The 18,613-nt window shown below is 71.0% G+C and carries 19 protein-coding genes; 1 reads left to right on the top strand and 18 read right to left on the bottom strand.

The window, feature by feature from the left end:
* Window position 1: 1 nt before the first annotated feature.
* The 3 genes from AB0J33_RS00385 to AB0J33_RS00375 form a co-directional block, all read right to left on the bottom strand.
* A complete protein-coding gene (locus tag AB0J33_RS00385; protein ID WP_363608342.1) occupies window positions 2–388 on the bottom strand; it encodes an ACT domain-containing protein in 387 nt (128 codons plus the stop codon).
* 75 nt (window positions 389–463) lie between these two features.
* Entirely contained in the window at window positions 464–922 is a 459-nt protein-coding gene (locus AB0J33_RS00380) for a hypothetical protein (RefSeq protein WP_363608340.1), read from the bottom strand.
* A gap of 168 nt (window positions 923–1,090) precedes the next feature.
* Window positions 1,091–1,828, bottom strand: coding sequence for a hypothetical protein (locus AB0J33_RS00375; RefSeq protein ID WP_363608338.1), 738 nt, complete (start codon window positions 1,826–1,828; stop codon window positions 1,091–1,093).
* 163 nt (window positions 1,829–1,991) lie between these two features.
* On the opposite strand from AB0J33_RS00375, the gene AB0J33_RS00370 reads away from it, so the two are divergent.
* Complete coding sequence (locus AB0J33_RS00370) at window positions 1,992–3,209, top strand: arginine deiminase (RefSeq protein ID WP_363608336.1); 1,218 nt, start codon at window positions 1,992–1,994, stop codon at window positions 3,207–3,209.
* 96 nt (window positions 3,210–3,305) lie between these two features.
* Here AB0J33_RS00370 and AB0J33_RS00365 read toward each other — a convergent pair whose 3' ends face one another.
* The 15 genes from AB0J33_RS00365 to AB0J33_RS00295 form a co-directional block, all read right to left on the bottom strand.
* Window positions 3,306–4,193, bottom strand: coding sequence for a DUF5926 family protein (locus tag AB0J33_RS00365; protein WP_363608334.1), 888 nt, complete (start codon window positions 4,191–4,193; stop codon window positions 3,306–3,308).
* Window positions 4,194–4,252: 59 nt separating this feature from the next.
* Window positions 4,253–4,669 carry an ATP-binding protein gene (locus AB0J33_RS00360; protein ID WP_363610140.1) on the bottom strand — a complete coding sequence of 139 codons (417 nt, stop codon included), beginning with the start codon at window positions 4,667–4,669 and terminating at the stop codon, window positions 4,253–4,255.
* 72 nt (window positions 4,670–4,741) lie between these two features.
* Complete coding sequence (locus tag AB0J33_RS00355) at window positions 4,742–6,196, bottom strand: PAS domain-containing sensor histidine kinase (RefSeq protein WP_363608332.1); 1,455 nt, start codon at window positions 6,194–6,196, stop codon at window positions 4,742–4,744.
* A 55-nt stretch (window positions 6,197–6,251) separates the two neighbouring features.
* The gene (locus AB0J33_RS00350) at window positions 6,252–7,040 is read right to left on the bottom strand and encodes a glycerophosphodiester phosphodiesterase family protein (protein ID WP_363608330.1); all 789 of its coding nucleotides are present in this window, start codon (window positions 7,038–7,040) and stop codon (window positions 6,252–6,254) included.
* Window positions 7,041–7,050: 10 nt separating this feature from the next.
* The gene (locus AB0J33_RS00345; protein ID WP_030487745.1) at window positions 7,051–7,386 is read right to left on the bottom strand and encodes a rhodanese-like domain-containing protein; all 336 of its coding nucleotides are present in this window, start codon (window positions 7,384–7,386) and stop codon (window positions 7,051–7,053) included.
* A gap of 58 nt (window positions 7,387–7,444) precedes the next feature.
* Window positions 7,445–8,407, bottom strand: a complete 963-nt coding sequence (locus AB0J33_RS00340) for an LCP family protein (protein WP_363608327.1) — start codon at window positions 8,405–8,407, stop codon at window positions 7,445–7,447.
* A 179-nt stretch (window positions 8,408–8,586) separates the two neighbouring features.
* Complete coding sequence (locus tag AB0J33_RS00335; RefSeq protein WP_363608326.1) at window positions 8,587–9,852, bottom strand: LCP family protein; 1,266 nt, start codon at window positions 9,850–9,852, stop codon at window positions 8,587–8,589.
* A gap of 159 nt (window positions 9,853–10,011) precedes the next feature.
* Complete coding sequence (locus AB0J33_RS00330) at window positions 10,012–11,238, bottom strand: LCP family protein (RefSeq protein ID WP_363608324.1); 1,227 nt, start codon at window positions 11,236–11,238, stop codon at window positions 10,012–10,014.
* A 76-nt stretch (window positions 11,239–11,314) separates the two neighbouring features.
* A complete protein-coding gene (locus tag AB0J33_RS00325; protein WP_363608322.1) occupies window positions 11,315–12,292 on the bottom strand; it encodes an NAD-dependent epimerase/dehydratase family protein in 978 nt (325 codons plus the stop codon).
* An 89-nt stretch (window positions 12,293–12,381) separates the two neighbouring features.
* Complete coding sequence (locus tag AB0J33_RS00320; RefSeq protein ID WP_363608320.1) at window positions 12,382–14,073, bottom strand: cation acetate symporter; 1,692 nt, start codon at window positions 14,071–14,073, stop codon at window positions 12,382–12,384.
* Complete coding sequence (locus AB0J33_RS00315) at window positions 14,051–14,416, bottom strand: DUF485 domain-containing protein (RefSeq protein WP_124853905.1); 366 nt, start codon at window positions 14,414–14,416, stop codon at window positions 14,051–14,053. Before AB0J33_RS00315 ends, AB0J33_RS00320 begins: the two co-directional genes overlap by 23 nt.
* 173 nt (window positions 14,417–14,589) lie before the next feature.
* The gene (locus tag AB0J33_RS00310) at window positions 14,590–15,123 is read right to left on the bottom strand and encodes a flavin reductase family protein (RefSeq protein WP_363608318.1); all 534 of its coding nucleotides are present in this window, start codon (window positions 15,121–15,123) and stop codon (window positions 14,590–14,592) included.
* Window positions 15,104–16,006, bottom strand: coding sequence for an alpha/beta hydrolase (locus AB0J33_RS00305; RefSeq protein WP_363608316.1), 903 nt, complete (start codon window positions 16,004–16,006; stop codon window positions 15,104–15,106). Before AB0J33_RS00305 ends, AB0J33_RS00310 begins: the two co-directional genes overlap by 20 nt.
* A gap of 87 nt (window positions 16,007–16,093) precedes the next feature.
* The gene (locus AB0J33_RS00300; protein WP_363610138.1) at window positions 16,094–17,785 is read right to left on the bottom strand and encodes an ABC transporter permease; all 1,692 of its coding nucleotides are present in this window, start codon (window positions 17,783–17,785) and stop codon (window positions 16,094–16,096) included.
* The gene (locus AB0J33_RS00295; protein WP_363608314.1) at window positions 17,782–18,546 is read right to left on the bottom strand and encodes an ABC transporter ATP-binding protein; all 765 of its coding nucleotides are present in this window, start codon (window positions 18,544–18,546) and stop codon (window positions 17,782–17,784) included. The genes AB0J33_RS00300 and AB0J33_RS00295 overlap by 4 nt, the downstream gene beginning before the upstream one ends.
* Between the last annotated feature and the right edge of the window lie 67 nt (window positions 18,547–18,613).

Genomic DNA, 18,613 nt, shown 5'->3' with positions numbered 1-18,613 from the left:
GTCAGCCGGTGACGCGGTGCCCGGCCCGTTGGAGCGCGACCGTGCCCTCGGCCAGCCGGACGGCCGGCACCAGCAGGTAGTCGGTGTCGAACGTGGAGAACGTGACGGCGCTGACCCGAGCCTCGGCGAGCGGGTTGACGAGCGCGGCCAGGCTGGTGCCGGGCAGTTCCACCGGTGCGGTGACCCGCAGACAGCGCCAGGTCGTCTCCACCACCGCCTGCGCCGGTGCCCGGTCGGCCGGGCAGATCACGGAGATCCCGTCGGCGGTCCAGCTCACCGTCACCACGTCGGTGCCGCGCAGCCCGCTCGACAACGCGTACGGCAGGGTGGTGCCGGCGGCCAGCCGGCACACAGCGTATTCCCCTGGCAGCAGAGCGATATCGAGCATGAAGGCACCCTACGGCCTTCGTGGGGGCCGACCCCGGCAACGCCGCGTGCGGCGAAGGACACACTCCGCCGCAGGTCAGACCTCGGAGAAGAAGGTGAGTGAGCCGGCGACGGTGCCCTCGGTGAGCACCGGGGTGGAGATCGCGTCGACCGTCGCGTCGGAGCTGTTCGCCGAGGCGGCCTGCACCCGCAGTAGTCCACGGGCGAGTCGGCCGGAGGAGAGCGCCAACAGCGGCGGAATCTTGTCGATCTCGGCTTCGGTCAGCTCGCCGCGGTTGGCGGTGAAGTCGAGCAGGCGTAGCCCGCCATCGAGCAGCGGTCGCCCGATCAGCCCGGCCGGCTCGCCCAGACAGAGCAGTTCACAGCCGGCCGTGGAGATCGCCACCACCCGGGTGTCGGCGTCGATCAGCAGACACGGCTCGTCGGCCCGGGACACTGTCGAGGACCATTGGCCGACGTTGCCGGACTCCGGCTCTGTCGAGGCCCGCACCGCCGGCACGAACGCTTCCGAGAGCGAAAGTTCGACGTGGGCCACCGCGCCTCCTATGTGCACCGATCGACTGTCCACGCTAGCGGGTCGCCGACGGTATCACCGAGCGCACCGGGTCACCGGGCCGCGCAGCGTGAACCGAGGCGACCGGTGACGGCGCGGAAACCGGTGAGGTGAAGGGGGGACCGGAGCCGCGTGGCGTCGCCGATGACGTTACCGGCGGTGGGCCGGCTTGTCAGCGGCCGTTCGGCCCTCGTCATACCACCGGTAGTCGGCCGTTGGACGGTACGTGCCGTTCAGCCAGGTGCCGGGATGCTGTGCGACCCGGGAAAGCTTCTCGGCGGTCGCCGGGCTGATCCGGCTGCCACCGGCCACGAGCAGCCGGTCCAGTTCCCGGTGGGTGGCCATCAGACAGTCCTTCGGAAGGCCGTAGACGCTGATCACGCCAGACCCGACGAAGGTCAGCACCGGCGTCACCGGAACGGGCAACCCCACCGCGTCGGAGAGCGCCTTACTGGCCCGCTTGGCGTCCCGGCGAGCCTCGGCCACGTACGGCGGCCGCTTGCCGTTGATCTGCACCACGTCTCCGGCGACGAGCACCCGGGCCCGGCCGTGGTCGGCGATGGTCACGGCGAAGAGGCCACTCGGACCGATGGCGAGGAACCCGGCCCGGTCGTCCTGAGCGCGGTCGAGGACGTCCGTCACGTCGGTGCGGGGCCACTCGATCACGTGCCAGGCGGGCCCGAGGTGGTCGAGTTGGCCCAACGCCCGGGCCCCGGCCGCCTCCAGGCGGCGTGCACCCCGCTCGGCCCGACGACGGCGGGCCCATTCGAGGGGTGTCGGACGGACCGGTTCGAGAACCCCCGGCGACTCGACGCGGGGGTGTGGCACCGCGACGGGCGGCAGTGCCCGAGCGGACGGTACGGCTCGTCGTGCGGGAAAGACAGTCATCGCGACCTCCGGCAAAAGGTCCCTCGAAGTTATGTCCTCACTACCCTACGTTGCCACTACCGGTGTTCGGCAAGCCGGAGCGCCGGAGTGACTGTGGATGAATGCCATATTCATCCACAGTTCTTTTCTCGGATGCCGCTAAACCCTGCCCTACGCTGCGGGAGTGACCCACTACGTCGACAGTGAAGTCGGGCGGCTCGGCACCGTACTGCTGCACCGGCCCGGCCCCGAACTGGCCCGGCTCACCCCACGCAACAACGACTCACTCCTGTTCGACGCGATCCCCTGGGTGGGGCGCGCCCAGGAGGAGCACGACGCGTTCGCCGCCGCCCTGCGCGAGCGCGGCGTCGAGGTGCTCTACCTTGCCACCCTGCTGGCCGAGACGCTTGCCGTCGCGGACGCCCGGGCCGAACTCACCGAACAGGTGCTGCGCTCCCGCCGGCTCGGCGACACCCTCCGCGCCCGCGTCGCCGATCACCTCTCCTACCTGGACCCGGCCGCCCTCGCCGACGTGCTCACCGCCGGGCTGGCCCACGAGGAGTTGCGGATCAGCTCGGAGCGACCGGGCGGACTGGTCTACACGTTGATGGACCGGCACGACTTCGTCATCGACCCGCTGCCCAACCTGCTGTTCACCCGCGACTCGTCGTTGTGGATCGGCGATCGGGTCGGTGTCACCAGCCTGGCCATGCCCGCCCGCCGTCGGGAAACCACCCTGACCGACGCCATCTACCGCCACCACCCCCGATTCGCCGGCACCGAGTTCGTCTACCGTCCCAACCTTGAGCACCTGGAGGGCGGGGACGTGCTGCTGCTCGCACCCGGGGTGCTGGCGGTCGGGGTGGGCGAGCGGACGACGCCGGCCGGTGCCGAGCGCCTCGGTCGGCAGGTCTTCGCCGCCGGCCTGGCCCACACCATCCTGGTGGTGCCGATCGCCCAGAAACGCGCCACCATGCACCTCGACACCGTGTGCACGATGGTCGACGTGGACGCCGTACTGATGTATCCCAACATCGCCAGCACGCTGTCCGCGTACACGGTGATCGCCGGAGCGGACGGCGAGGACCCCCGGGTGGACGGGCCCGCGCCGTTCCTGCGGGCCGCCGCCGACGCGATGGACCTCGACCTGCTGCGGGTCATCGACACCGGGCTGGACCCGGTCACCGCGGAACGCGAGCAGTGGGACGACGGCAACAACACCCTCGCGCTGGCCCCCCGGCTCTGCGTCGGTTACGAGCGCAACACCGAGACGAACGCCCAACTGGAGCGGGCCGGCATCGAGGTGATCCCGATCGCCGGCTCCGAGCTGGGCTCCGGCCGGGGCGGCCCGCGCTGCATGTCCTGCCCGATCACCCGCGACCCGCTACCCGCCGCCGGCTGAGCGGAACGACGATCCGTCGCCGGCTGAGCGGAACGACGATCCGTCGCCGGCTGAGCGGAACGACGATCCGTCGCCGGCTGAGCGGGACCGCTCGGCTCAGCGCAGGGTGAGCTGGCGGCCGAGCAGCCCCTGGCGGGCCCTGCGGCCGGCGGAGTCGAGTGCGTCGGTGACGGTGAGCGCCTCGGCGTACCGCTTGGCGAACTGGGCCACCGGCTCCTCCCACTCGTCCGCCGGGGTCTCCTCCGGCAGATCCCAGACCGGCACCAGCCGACCGTGCGCGCGGAACATGCCGGCGAACTTGGTCTTCTCGCCGAGCGTCAGCGTGCCGGCCGCGCCGAGCCGGGCCAGCGCGTCCAGGGCGGCGTCCTCGTCGTCCGGCAGCACCCAGCGCACGTGGGCCTTCTCCGGGACCTGACACCAGTACGCGGCCTTCGCCGCGGTCAGCCGCACCGTCGGGTAGATGGCCGCGTTCGCCCGCTCCAGCGACGCCTGGACGGTCGGATCGTCGGCGGCACCGGGGTCGAGCCAGAAGTCGAAGCCGTCGTGCATGGTGATGTCCAACGGACCGTCCAGCAGGATGTCCTGTAGGCGGGGGCCGGGGCCGGGAAGTGGCGCCACGGTCACCTGGCCACCCGGTTCGGCGCGTAGCGCGCTGAGCAACGCGTCGGCCAGGTCCCGGGAGACGTCGCCGGACTGCTGGTGGCGCTGGAGACCGATGAGCACGCGGCCGTCCGGCTTGGTGATCGCCGGGGCGGCCATCGGCAGTACCGTGGCGAGCGTCGCGGCCCGGTCGCCGAACTCCTCGACCAGGGCGGGCGCCAGTCGCAGCGGAGCGGAGGCGGCGGGCACCAACTCGCGAAGCGCGATCCACTCGGGCTCGTCGATCAGCCCGTCGAACGGACGCGGCACGAAGACGTCCCGCACCTTGTCGCGACGGGGAGTGGTGTCGGTGGCGGTGCGCTGGCTCTTTCGACGCTTACTCACGGCGTCACAGCCTAGAGGCCCGACCGGCCCGCCGTGGCCGGGACCCGCCCGAGCCGCACTCAGCCCGCCGGCACCAGCGCGGGTCGGGCTGCCGGCACCGGGTCGAACTCGGCCCAGACGCGCTGGCCCATGCCGTCCTGTTCGACACCCCAGCGGCTGGCCAGACCGGCCACGATGTGCAGCCCGCGTCCGTCCGCCGCGTCCGGGCTGGCCGTACGCAGCCGTGGCCCGGTGCTCGCGCCGCCGTCGGTGACGCGCAGCTGGATCAGCGCGCCCCCGGCCGAGGGCCGTAGTCGCCAGGCGACCCGGATCACGCCGCCGGGCAGCGGTCGGGCGTGCCGCACCGCGTTACCGACCAGCTCCGCGAGCACCGCGATCAGATCGGCGAGAAGCGTCGGGGGTACGACGTCCGCCAGCTCCGCGGCGAGCCGATGCCGGGCCAGCCGTGCCCCGCCCGGATGGTGGGGGACCACCACACACCACGCTCGATCCTTCGCCGCCGCTGCCACTGCCGCTGCCACCGTCGCCTCCACGTCGCGCCACCTCGGTCAACCGCGTGGTAGCCGCACCTCTGCGACCGTACCGCCGCCGGTCCTCGGACGTAGGGATACCCATCCATTCTGTTGTTCAACGATCCGGCGGACGAGATAGAGGCCGAGCCCGGCCCCCGGATAGCCGCGACGGTCGCCGGACTCCCCCTGCCAGAACCGGTCGAACGCCCGCTCCACGTGCTCGGGCCGGATGCCGATGCCCCGGTCGCTGACCCGGAACGCCACCAGTTGCCCATCGATGGAGGCGGTGATCTCGATCGGTGAATCCGGGGCGGAGTACTTGCCGGCGTTGGTGGTCAGCTCGGTCAGCACGGTGGCCAGGCTGGGTCGGTGGCCGAGCGCCTTGGGCAGATCGCTCGGGAGGAGGAGCACCAGTCGGCGACGCAACTCCGCCGGCAGGTCGACGACGGCGGAGCGCAGCGCCTCGCCGAGGTCGAACGGGGTGGGCGGGTCGTCGCCGGGCCCCACCTCGGCCGCCGAGCTGAGCAGCCGGTCGACCAACCGGGCCAACTCGTTGGCGCGTTGCCCGATCACCCGGGCCGCCTGCCGTCGGTCGGTCTCGGTCAGCGACTCCCAGTGGTCGGTGAGGGTGTCCGCGTACCCCTTGATCACGGTGACCGGGGTGCGCAGCTCGTGGCTGGTCACCGCCACGAACAGCTCGCGGTCGTGGTCGCGACGCTGCTGGTCGGTGATGTCGCGGAAGGTGACCACCCGCAACGTGCCCGGACCGGGCAGCTCGCCGGAGGTGATCCGCAGCCAGCGGCCGTCCGGCATCCGGTGGTCCCGAACCTGCCCGGAGGGCGGCAGCGGGAACGGCAGCGGGCGGCTCAGTGCCTGCTCGACAGTTCGCCCGGTGACCTGGGCGGCGGCCGGGTTCCAGAGCCGGACGTGCCCGTCCCGGTCGACGACCGCCAGCCCGTCGGCGAGGGCCGCCACCACCGGGCCGTCGCCGTGCACCGGCAGGCCGAACTGATCGCCGTACATGTGCGCGACGCAGGACGCGAGGTAGCCGACCACCCCCTGCTGCTCCGCGTCCGGCTCGTCGTCGCCCGGATAGAGCGCGTGCAGGCTGCCGACGGTGTGACCGCCGATCTCGGCCCGGGAGACCGCCATCCGGCGCAGGCCGCTGCCGGCCAGCTCGCCGGCCAGCTTCCCGTTGAGGTCGCTCACCCGCGCCTGGCGCACCCGTGGCCCGGAGAGCAGGCAGACGGTGTCCGGATCGTCGACCGCCAACGGTCGACCGAGGGCCCACTCCGCCGCGCCGGTCGCGGCGATCACGCGACCACCGGTCGGACCGAACTCGACGAACGCCATCCCGGTCGCGCCGAGCGCCGGCTGGGCCACCCGGAGCAGCTGGGTGAGGACCGGCAGGCCCGCGTCCCCAGAGTTGATCATCTCGATCACGACGGTGTGGCCGGCGAGGAGAGCGGGGAAATCGATACGCTCCGGCATGTGCCGAGTGTGCCCCGCCGGCCCGGTTTTGGGCACCCCCGCCCGACCGACGGGGTCAGCGGTCCAGCCGGGCGAGGGCGTACGCCGGCCGGTCGGTGATGACCCCGTCCACCCCGGCGGCCAGCACCAGCTCCAGGTCGGACGGCTCGTTGACCGTCCAGACGTACACCTGGTTGCCGGCCGCGCGCAGTGCGGGCAGCAGCTGCGGTCGGGCCCGGACCAGGCCGATGCCCGGCCCGGCGATCCGGGTGCCGAACGGCAGCCGACCCAACCGCAACCAGCGCGGCAACACCTCCAGCAACAGCACGGTGGGCAGCGTCGGCGCCAGCTCGCGCACCCGGCGGACCGCCAGCGGGGAGAACGACATGACGGTGACCTGCACCGGGTCGTCCGGCCCGGGGTCGGCCAGCCCGTACCGGCGCAGCAGGTTGACCAGTCGCCGTTCCACGTTCGAGCCGTAGCGGGACGGGTGCTTCGTCTCGACCAGCAGGCGGACCGGCCGGCCGGCGGCGAGCACCGCGTCCAGCAGCCGGGCCAGGGTCAGCAGCCGGGTGTGCGACTCGTCCGGCGGCAGGTCGCCGCTCGGCGCGCTGCCCGGGTGCCAGGAACCGAAGTCCAGGGCGTCCAGCTCGGCGAGGGTACGCGCGCTGACCAGACCGCGGCCGTTGCTGGTGCGGTCGAGTCGTCTGTCGTGCACGCAGACCAGGTGTCCGTCCCGGGTCAGCCGGACGTCACACTCCAGACCGTCGGCGCCCTCGTCGAGAGCACGAAGGTACGCGGCGAGAGTGTGCTCGGGTAGGTCGAACGAGGCGCCGCGGTGCGCGAAGACCAGTGGCCCGCCCATTGCGCCGGCCTCAGATGACCTGGCCGGGCTGCCCGTTCGCGTCGACCACCGGTCGGCCGACCGCAGCCCACTGGCGCATTCCGCCGTCGGCGTTGCGCACCTGCTCCCAGCCGTTGTTGATCAGGTAGGCGACGACCTGGGCGGAGCGCCCGCCGGAACGGCAGACGACCGCCACCTCCCGGTCGGTGGGCACCTCGGCCAGTCGGGCCGGCAGCTCCATCATCGGCAGGTGGTGGGCGGTGGGGGCATGGCCGGCCGCCCACTCGTCGTCCTCCCGCACATCCAGCAGGTAGGTCTCGTCGGCGATCTCGGTCACGGGCACGGTGGGAACCTGGGGTCCGAACACAGGAAGCAACACTAGATCCTCGCGGGCCGGTTCGGCACCGACCGGGCCGTCGGCACGGTCACAACCGGGTCACCCAGTGCGGGTTGGCCTGCGCCCAGGCCGGCACCCGCGTGCCGCGAAGCGCCTCGAAGAGACCGTTGCCCCCGTTGTCCAGCACCACGTACGAGACCTCGTCGATGGTCTGCGGCGAGGAGGGCACCTGGACGCCGCGCATCCCGTCGGGCGGCAGCGCGCGCAGCGCGAGCAGCAGGTCCTCCAGGGGTACGCCGTTGGTGTCGACGGTCAGCGAGCCGCCGACCGCCCGGAGCACTTGGTCCAGTTTGACCGGATTGCTCCGCAGGTCCGCCTTTCCGGCGCTGTCGAGCATCGCCCGGAGTAACTGCTGCTGGTGGTGCTGACGGTCGTAGTCACCCCCGGGCAGGTCGTAGCGCTGTCGTACGTAATCCAGCGCCTGCGCCCCGTCCATCCGCTGACAGCCGGTGGAGAAGAGCCGGTTGGTGTGGATCGAGCGGACCTCGGTGTCCACGCACATCTCCACCCCGCCGAGCAGGTCGATGACCTTCCGGAAGCCGGAGAAGTCGATCAGCGCGGCACCGTCGAACCGGATTCCGGTGAGCCGGTGCAGGGTGGCGGAGAGCAGTTGGGCGCCGGCCTGCCCGCCGCCACCGTGCTCGTACGCGGCATTGATCTTGTCCTGGCCACCGCCGAAGCCGTTCGCGGGTGGAATGGCGACCAGCAGGTCACGCGGGATGGAGATCAGGTACGCCTCCCGCTGACCGGCGGGAACGTGCACGATGAGGATGGTGTCCGAGCGTTGGTCCGGGCCGCTCTCGCCGGGCCGACGGTCGGAGCCGACCAGGAGATAGTTGAGTGGCCCGTCCAGGTTGGTGCGCTCGGTGCGGGCGTCGGGATCGAGCAGTTGCTCCTTGGTCACCGTGCGGTCGTACCGGTGGCTGAGCGTCTTGAGCCCGGCCACGGCGAGCCCGGCCAGCAGGAGGAGGGCCAGTCCGACGCCGAGCATGATCCGGGACCCGCGGGCGCCGCGTGATCGGGCGGCCGGGGCCGCTCCGGCCCGGCCCGCCGCGTTCCGTCCCCACCTGGACGTGACCGCCTCCCCGCAGCCGATACGTGAAATCTGCTCACGTCAGGCTACGGGCGGTGACGGCACCGTCGCTGGCTTTCCGCGACTCCCGGCCGGCCTCACTTGCGGGTGGAGATCACCTCGGGGTGGGTGAAGACGAACTCGGCGAGCTTGTCCTGCTTGACCGCCCGGAACATGGCCATCGTCTCTTCGTTCAAGCCCTCGGTGTTGTTGCCGTTGGCGTTGAAGGTGCCGTTGTTGGTCTTGAGCATGGTCAGCTCGTTGCCGGTCACCCCGCGCATGGTGAAGATGAAGTTCTCGATCGCCACGCCGCCGGTGTCCAGCACGAACGCCTTACCCGCCGCCTTGATCAGGTTGTTCATCTTGGCCGGGTTGGACAACATCCCGCCCTCGGTGGCCTTCTTGGCCATCGCCTTGATCAACTGCTGCTGGTTGGCCTGCCGGTCGTAGTCACCGTTCTTGAGGGTCTTGCGCTGGCGGGAGTAGTCGAGCGCGGCCCAACCCTCCATCTCCTGGCAGCCCTTCTTGTGCACCACCGGGGTCCGCGGCTTGCCGGTCTTCTTGGCGTCCGCGTTCCACATCGGCTTGCCGTCGACGTACGACATGTGCAGCGACTTGACCTCCTGGGTGACGCAGATGCGCACCGTGCCCAGGGTGTCGATGACGTTCTTGAAGCCACCGAAGTTGATGATCGCCGCGCCGTCGAAGCTGATCCCGGTGAGCTGCTTGATCGTCTGGGCCATCAGCTGGGCGCCGCCCTCCCAGCCGCCCCCGTTGGCGGCACCGGCCTGGAACGCGGCATTGATCTTCCCGGAGCCGCCGCCGTAGCCGCTCTTCTTGAACGCCGGGATCTGCGCCTCGGTGTCCCGGGGGATCGAGATCAGGTACGCCTGGTCGTGGGTGGCCGGAATGTGCAGGATGATGATGCTGTCCGAGCGGACGTCGTCGGCGGCCCAGCGCTCCCGCGCGTCCACGCCCAGCAGCAACATGTCGATCGGGCCGTCCAGGCTCGCGCCGCCCTCGGCGTCGGACTTGCCGGCATCACCCAGCAGGTTGCCCTTCGCGATGTCGCCGGTCGCCTGCCCGATCAGCACCTTGCTGCCGACGATGGCCACCCCGCTGCTCAGCATCAGCACAGCGCCGAAGACCAGGGTCAGCCTCGCCCAGAGCGGGTCCTTGCGCTTGTTCCGCTTCTTCGACCCACCGCCGCCACCCGGGCGGCCACCATCGCCGCCACCACCCGGCGGGCGAGCGCCCGGACCACCGCCGGAGGGGCGGGTCTGCGCGGGAATGGCTGCGGCGACTCGACCGCTGGAAGCGGCGGATCCGGGGGAAGAAGGGCGACGACTGGCCTGAACCGGCATTCGTGCTCCAGCTCGTGATCAGGAGGGGGCGGCACCACTGTACGTACATCAAATCGACTTGGCGAGTTCATCCCGGGTCAATCCGGACGTCGAATTTGGCGGACTCAGTCGATCGTCGCCGCTCGATGAGCCGAACGGTTGGTGCGCGTCGGGCCGAGGTCAGCCCCCGTCGTTGCTCTTCGGCGGGTTGGCCTTGACCCAGTCGGCCATGGTGTCCGCCGACATGGCCTGGTACATCGCGAGCGCCTTCTCCCGGTCGGACACCACCACCGACTCGCCGTTGATCGTGTCGCTGCCCGAGTTCGGGCTGGTCACGAAGGTGAGGTTCTGGCCGCGCAGGTTTCGGAACTGCAGCGCCATGTCTGTAACCGAGAAACCTTGGTCGACGGTTACGGCCGCGGTCACCGACTGGAGGAAGTCGTTGAGCTTCTTCGGGTTCGCCAGCGTGCCGGTGCTGGCCGCCTTGTCCATCAACGCCCGAAGGAACTCCTGCTGGTGCCGCATCCGGGCGAAGTCACCGTCCGGGAACTGCTTGCGCTGCCGGATCCAGTCCAGCGCCTCCGCGCCGTCCATGTGATTGGTGCCCTTGGTGAACGTCCGGTACGGCTTGTGGATCGAGGTGATGGTCCGCTCCACCTTCAGGTCCACCCCGCCGAGGGCGTCGGTGACCTCCTTGAAGCCGCCGAAGTCGATCGCCATCACGTGATCGATCCGAACGTCGGTGAAGCACTCCACGGTGCGTACCGCCAGCGGCAGACCACCGAAGGCGAACGCCGCGTTGATCTTCGCGCGCTGGCCGGAGCCGCAGTCCGCCCCGGCGCTCTCCGGGATCGGCACGTAGAGGTCGCGCGGGATGGAGACGAGGTACGCCTCCTGGTGGTCGGCCGGAATGTGCATGACGATGATCGTGTCGGCGCGCCACTGACTCTTGGTGTCGACCGGCGCGTCCGGGTCCCGCGAGTCGCTGCCGACCAGCAGAATGTTCAGCGCACCATCGACGGTCTTGGCCGGCCGGCCACCGGTGATCTCCGCGAACGGGTCGGTGCGGGCCAGGTCACCGTTGAGGTTGCGGGCGTACAACCAGGCGCCGACGCTGCCGAGCAGCGCCAGCACCAGCACCGCGACCCCGGCCACGAGGGCGATCCGCCCCCAGCGCGGTCGCGGACCCCGCCGCCCCGGCCCGCCGGCGCCACCCGACCCGCCGGGCCCAGTGGGCCCCACCGGGCCGCCGGGCCGAGGCTGCTCCTCGTCGTACGACGGGTAGAAGCGCGCCTCGGTCGGACGGGCACGCCCGGAGGCGCCCCGGTCGGGGCCGGGCACCGAGGCGCGCCCGGCGCTGCGGTGCAGGTGCGGATGCGGGACGCCGGCAGACGAGGTCGCGGACATGTAACTCAGGGTACGTAGCGGGAGCCACCGCCGCCTTCAGGCGACACTCAGCGGCAGGCGGTACGCAAAGATCCGGCTACCCTAGCCGCGCCCGGAAGTACTCGATCGTGCGTCGCAGGCCATCTTCGGGCGCGACCGTCGGCTCGTATCCGAGCAGTTCGCGAGCGAGCGTGAGGTCCGGTCGACGCATCTCCGGGTCGTCCGAGCTGCGGGTGACATAGGTCACCTTCGAGGTGCTGTCGGAGAGCGACACGATCAACTCGGCGAGTTGCCGCATGGTCAGCTCGTGCTCGGTGCCACAGTTGACCGGGCCCGTCTCGGTCGAGTCGAGCAGCAGCAAAATGCCCCGCACGAGGTCCTCGACGAAGCAGATGGACCGGGTCTGGTTGCCGGTGCCGTGCACGGTGATCGGCTCGCCGCGCAGCGCCTGGGAGACGAAGGTCGGGATCGCGCGGCCGTCGTCCGGGCGCATCCGGGGGCCGTAGGTGTTGAAGATCCGGACGATCGCCGCGTCGAGCCCGCGGTAGCGGTGGTACGCCATCGTCGCGGCCTCGGAGAAACGCTTCGCCTCGTCGTAGACGCTACGAACCCCGATCGGGTTGACGTTGCCCCAGTAGGTCTCCCGCTGCGGGTGCTCCTTCGGGTCCCCGTACGCCTCGGAGGTGGACGCCATCAGGAACCGGGCGCCGTCGGCGACCGCGCGCTCCAGCAGGTGCAGAGTGCCCACCGAGCCGACCCGGAGGATCTCCACCGGCAGCTGGGCGAAGTCGGTGGGGCTGGCCGGAGAGGCCATGTGCAGGATCGCGTCGAACCGCTCGGCCAGCGCCGGGTGATGGGTCGGCAGACCCTCGGAGATGTCCGCCTCGACCAGGGTGAAGGTTGGCCGGTCCAGCAGGTGGGCGACGTTCTCCTTCGAGCCGGTCACGAAGTTGTCCAGCGCCACCACCGTGCAGCCGCGGGCGATCAGCGAGTCGACCAGGTGGGACGGGACGAAGCCAGCTCCGCCGGTGACGAGGACGCGGTGACCGGGACCAAAGCGCTCAGCAACCTTCATACTGGTCAGCCTACCGAGCCCCGAAATCGCGGAAGGGCCCCCTGTTGACGTCGCGCGTCGACAGGGGGCCCCGGGGACAGGTGCCGCGATCAGTGGGCGCCGGCGCCGGTCAGGGCGCGCACCTCCAGCTCGGCGTACTTGTCCTCGTCGTTCTCCTTGGAGATGACGGTGCCGATCCACCCGCACAGGAAACCGAACGGGATGGAGAGGATGCCCGGGTTGGACAGCGGGAACCACTGCCAGTCGTGGTCCGGGAACATCGAGGTCGCCGCGCCCGACACCACCGGTGAGAAGAACACCAGCAGCACGGCCGAGAGCAGACCGCCGTAGATCGCCCACACCGCGCCGGAGGTGTTGAACCGCCGCCAGAAGAGGCTGTAGAGGATCGCCGGCAGGTTGCCCGAGGCGGCGACCGCGAAGGCCAACGCCACCAGGAACGCCACGTTGAGGTTCTGCGCGTAGATCGACAGGGCGATCGACACCGCGCCGATCACCAGGGCGGAGATCCGGGCGACCCGCACCTCCTGCCGCTCCGACGTCTCACCCCTCTTCAGGACGTTCGCGTAGAAGTCGTGCGCCAGGCTGGACGAGGAGGCGAGCGTCAACCCGGCGACCACCGCGAGGATGGTGGCGAAGGCGACCGCCGCGATGATCGCCAGCAGCGCCGCGCCACCGAGTTCGCCGCCGAAGAAGTCGATGCCGAGCGCCTCGGCCAACTGCGGCGCGGCGGTGTTGCCGGCCTTGTCCTGCGCCGTGATCGCCTGGCTGCCGACCAGCGCCGCCGCACCGAAGCCGAGGGCCAGGGTGAGCAGGTAGAAGGTGCCGATGATGCCGATCGCCCAGAGCACGCTCTTGCGGGCCGCCTTCGCGGTCGGCACCGTGTAGAAGCGGATCAGGATGTGCGGCAGGCCGGCGGTGCCGAGCACCAGGGCGATGCCCAGCGACAGCAGGTCCACCTTGTTGTAGAAGGTCTGCGTCGAGTTGCCGGCGACCTCGACGCCGTAGCGCAGACCGGGTTCGAGGAACGCGCCGCCCTTGCCGGATGCCTCGGCCGCCTGGCCGAGCAGCGCGGACAGGTTGAAGTTGAACTTCGCCAGCACCAGGATCGTCATCAGCAGCGCGCCGCCCATGAGCAGGAACGCCTTGACGATCTGCACGTAGGTGGTGCCCTTCATGCCACCCACGGTGACGTAGATGATCATGAGAGCGCCGACCATGATGATGGTGGCCACCTTCGCGGTGGACGCGTCCATGCCGAGGAAGGTCGTTCCCGGCTTGATGCCGAGCAGCAGCGCGACCAGCGCGCCGGCGCCCACCATCTGCGCGAGCAGGTAGAAGATCGACACCGTGATGGTGGAGACCGCCGCCGCCGTACGCACCGGACGCTGACGCATCCGGAAGGCCAGCACGTCCGCCATCGTGTACCGGCCCGAGTTACGCAGCAGCTCGGCGACGAGCAGCAGGGCCACCAGCCAGGCGACCAGGAAACCGATCGAGTAGAGGAAGCCGTCGTAGCCGTACAGCGCGATGATGCCGGCGATGCCGAGGAAAGAGGCGGCCGACATGTAGTCGCCGCCGATCGCCATGCCGTTCTGGAAGCCGGAGAAGGACCGGCCGCCCGCGTAGAAGTCGGTCGCCGTCTTGGTCTGCCGGCTGGCCCAGATGGTGATGGCCAGGGTCACCGCCACGAAGACCAGGAAGAGCGTGATGGTCAGGTTGCGGGCGGTGTGGTTGCCCGCCTCGGCCGCGAGGAACGTCTCAACCGCGAGGACCTTGCTCATGGGTCACCTCCCCGATCTCGGCGCGGATCCGGTCGGCGATGGGGTCGATCTTCCGGTCCGCGTACCGGGAGTAGAGCCAGGCGATCAGGAACGTGGAGACGAACTGGAGCAGGCCGAAGACGAGCGCGACGTTGATGTTGCTGCCGAACAGCTTCGTGCCCATGAAGTCCCGGGCGTACGCGGAGAGAATGACGTAGAGCGCATACCACAGGAAGAACGCGACGGTCATCGGAAAGACGAAGCCGCGCAGCGCACGCCGCAGCCCGGCGAACTCGTCCGACCGTTGTACGGCCAGGTACTTGTCCGACTGGGAAGCGGCCGGAGCGGGTGTGTCCGTGGACATCTGTGGATCACCACCTTCACAGGCGTCAGAGGAGTTTCGCGCACCGTAAAGAGCGCACTCCCCGGCAGGGAAGGCCGAGATCGGCGCCGGTCGGCGAGTGCGCCGAGCGGTTGACTGGCTGCGCCAAGTGACTCAGGTCACTGCGGTGATCGGTCGCCGGGCGAGGCGTCCGTTCAGGCCGGCAACTCGTGGTACCGACCGCGGTAGTGCAGCAGCGGAGCGGCCTCCTCGGCCAGGTCGACCGCCTCGATCGTGGCCTCCACGAGCAGGGCCCAGCCGTACTCCCGGGCGGTGTCCAGTCGGCACCCGGCCCAGCCACCGGCGTCCGCCGGCACCGGCCCGTACGGCGTCTCGATCCACGCGCCGGTGGCGAAGAGTCCGCCCGGGGCGGGGAAGAGGCCGGCGAACCGGTCGGCGAGTTGCCGGTGTGGCGGGCCGAGCGGCGTGACCGCGAACCGCCCCGACTCCTCGATGGCGGCCCAGAGGTCGGACTCCGCGTCGATCAGCCCGAGCAGCCGGTCCGGTTCCCCCTCGGCCACCAGGGTGGACGAGACGGTCAGCCCAGCCGGGCCGGGCGCCGTCCAGACGGTCACCGGTGCGGCGAGGCGACCTCGCAGCCGGCGGACCGGCGACCGTTGCCCGGCCGGCGCCGCGAACGGGTCGGTGTGGTGGATCTCCGCGCCCGGCTCATGATTCACGTGAAACATTGTGACCCGCTCCGTCCGTCGCCCGAAGCCGACCGGCGAACGACCGGATCAGGGCGGCCACCTCGTCCGCTCGCGTGTCGAGCACGAAGTGCCCACCGTCGAGCACGTGCACCTCCGCCCCCGGCACGTCGGAGCGGTACGCCGCCGCCTCGCCGACCTCGAACGAGGTGTCGTACCGGCCCCAGACGACAAGCAGTGGCGGCTGGGTCCGGCGGAGCCAGTCCTGCCACGCCGGGTACGAGGCGACGTTGGTCCGGTAGTCGTACTGGAGGTCCAGTTGCCGCTCGATCACCCCGGGGCGATTGAGGAAGCACTCCTCGTCGACCCAGAGGTCGGGGTCGTACCGCTCCGGGTCCGGATCGTTGCCGACGTGCCGGGTGCGGATCGCCGCCGGCGAGAGGATGTTCTCCCGGATCGCCGCCTCGTGCCCGGCCCGGTCCTGCCAGAAGGCCCGACGGGTGCCCCAGAGCGGGCTCAGCCCGCTGTCGTGGGCCACCGCGTTCTGCACGATGAGGCCGCGGAGCCGACCCGGGTCGGCGAGGGCCATCCGGAACCCCACCGGCCCTCCGTAGTCCTGCGCGTAGAGCAGGTACCGCTCGGCGCCGACGGCTGCGGCGAAACCCGCAATCGTCTCGGCGAGCCGGTCGAAGGTGTACGGGAAGCTCCCCGGCTCGGGGGCCGCGCTGTGCCCGAAGCCGGGGTAGTCCGGCGCGATCAGCCGGAACTGGTCGGCGAGCCGATCGAACAGCGGCTCGAACATCCGCGACGAGGACGGAAAACCGTGCAGGAGCAGCAGCACGGGCGCATCCGGTGGCCCCGCCTCCCGGTAGAAGACGCAGACCCCGTCGACGACCACACTGCGGTAGCGCGTGTGCGAGCCCATCCCGACCGCCCCTCGTCCCGACTGCTCGCACCATAACGAGGGATGACGGCACCCGACCGGTGTTCGCCCGGACGGATCACCCGCTGGTCAGCGGCGCGGGGTGACCGTGGACAGCAACTCCGGCTGGCGTCGGTCCAGCACGTCGCCGGCCAGGTACGCGCCCAGCAGCGCCACGCCCAGCCCGTACGCCACTCCGACCGGCAGGGCCACCCAGAGCCACGCGTCACCGAGCAACGCGGCGGCCACCACCATCGGCACCGCGGCGACCGCCGAGGCGAGCATGGACAGCAGGGTGAGCAGCCCCTTCGTCAGGCCCGCACCGCTGTTCATCGCGAACGGGTTGCTGGTCTCCGGCAGCGAGTACGCCCCGAGCACCGAGACCAGGCTGTTCACCGCCAGCCCGGCGCCGTAGGTGGCGACCAGGCTGCCGGCCGTGAGCCCGATCCAACCCGGTCGGCCGAGCAGCACCGTCAACACCAGCGCGACGACCGCCAGCATCGGCAGCACGTACAGCGAGAAGGCCGTCATCCGCGCCCGCAACTCGACCCGGCCCGGCACCCCGGCCACCACGTTCGCGGCGTACGCGCTGCCGTCGAAGCCGAACTGGTTGGCCAGGGTGACCGCGGCGAGCACGCCCACGAAGACCATCGAGATGGTGACCACGACCGGTGAGCTTTCGCTGGCAGCCGCCGTCAGCCCCTCGTCGTTCATGGCCGCGAAGTCGCCACCCGTAACGTTGATCATCACGGGCACGAAGATGCCGACCACCGCGATCGTGATCAGGTTGGCCCGGCGGCGAGCGTCCCGCCACCAGTACCGGGCCTCCCGGGCGACCAGGGCGCCGAACCGGTCCCGGCGGGCCCAGCCGGCGACCCGGGGGAACAGTTGGGCGACCGCACCTCCGGCGACGCCGCGCCGCACCGGCGCCTTACCGGCACTCACCGCACCCACCATCGCCGACTCGAGCGACCGGGACCACCAGGCCAGCAGGGCGCCGAGCGCCACCGCCGTGATCAACAACTTGACCGGCGCCGCCCAGGCCCGCCCCTGCGCCACGTCGATGCCGACGGTCCACGGCGCGCCGAACGGCGTCCAGCCGATCACGGTCGCCACGTCGGTCAGCCTGGCCCAGTCCGCCTCACGCAGCGCGGCGAGGCCGAAAACCTGCAACGGGCCGAGCAGCGCGGCGGTCACCGCCAACAGCACGGCCGCCAGGTCGCGGACCCGCCGGGACCGCAACATGGTGGCGAAGGCACTGGTCACCGCCCGACTCGCGGCCACACAGAGCAGCAGCCCCGCGAACACACCCACCACCGCCACCGACCCCGCCGACCAGCCATCCAACGACCAGGCGGTCAGCACCAGCCCGAACGACGCGATGAGCACCGCCAGCACCGGCACGCTGACCAGCGCCGCGGCGAACAGGCCGGTCACCAACGTGCGGCGGGGCAGCGGCAACAGCGCGAAGCGGGCCGGGTCCAACGTCTCGTCCACACCGAAGAAGACAAGCGGCAGCAGCAGCCAGCCGAGCACCAGCAGACCGCCTCCCGCCGCAGCGACCAGCACCGCGTACCGGCCGTCGCCCGCCAGGCCCGGCGCGGCGAAGAGGAAGAAACCGCTGGCGGCGAACCAGAGCCCGAGCAACGCGCCGCCGATGAACAGGGCGATCCGCCAGCCCTGGCCCCGAAAGTTGTTGCCCATCACCCGCAGCTTGAGCCGTACGAAGTGTCGAGCGGAGACCGCGCGCACGGGTGCGGCGGGCGTGGTGTCCACGCTCACTGGGAGAGCCACGACAGCTCCTCGCCGGTCGCGGTGCGTCCGCCGACCACCTCCACGAAGACCTGCTCCAGCGAGCGGTCGCCGCGGACCTCGTCGAGGGCCCCGACCCGCTTGATGGTGCCGCCGGCCAGGATCGCCACGTGCGAGCAGAGCCGCTCGACGACCTCCATCACGTGACTGGAGAAGACCACCGTGCCGCCGCCGGCCGCGTAGCGGGTGAGGATGTCCCGGATCAGCGCGGCGGAGACCGGGTCGACCGCCTCGAACGGTTCGTCCAACACCAGCACCCGAGGGCCGTGCAGCAACGCGCAGGCCAGACCGATCTTCTTCTTCATGCCCGCCGAGTAGTCCACCACCAGCGTCCGACCGGCGTCGCCGAGCGCCAGCACGTCCAGCAGTTCGGCGGCCCGCTGGTCGACCACCGCCGGGTCCATCCCCCGCAACAAGCCGTTGTACGCCAGCAGCTCCGCCCCGGTCAGCCGGTCGAACAGCCGGACCCCGTCGGGCATCACGCCGAGCAGCCGCTTGGCGGTGACCGGGTCCTGCCAGACGTCGTGCCCGAGCACCCAGGCGGCGCCGGCGTCCGGTCGCAACAGCCCGACCGCCATCGACAGCGTCGTGGTCTTGCCGGCGCCGTTGGGCCCGAGCAGGCCATAGAAGGAGCCGGCGGGGACGTCCAGGTCGACGCCGGCCACCGCGATCGTGCCGTCGAACCGCTTGGCCAGGCCACGCAGTGCGAGCGCGGGGTGCTCAACAGTCATGCGCCGACGTTATCCGTCGGTCGCCAGTTCCGCCGTCCGGCGGAGAGTGGACGGTGATCATCCCTGA

Origin of the sequence: Micromonospora sp. NPDC049645, from assembly GCF_040675155.1 — a bacterium.
GTDB lineage: Bacteria > Actinomycetota > Actinomycetes > Mycobacteriales > Micromonosporaceae > Micromonospora.
This window is presented reverse-complemented; position numbering and strand designations above follow the sequence as displayed.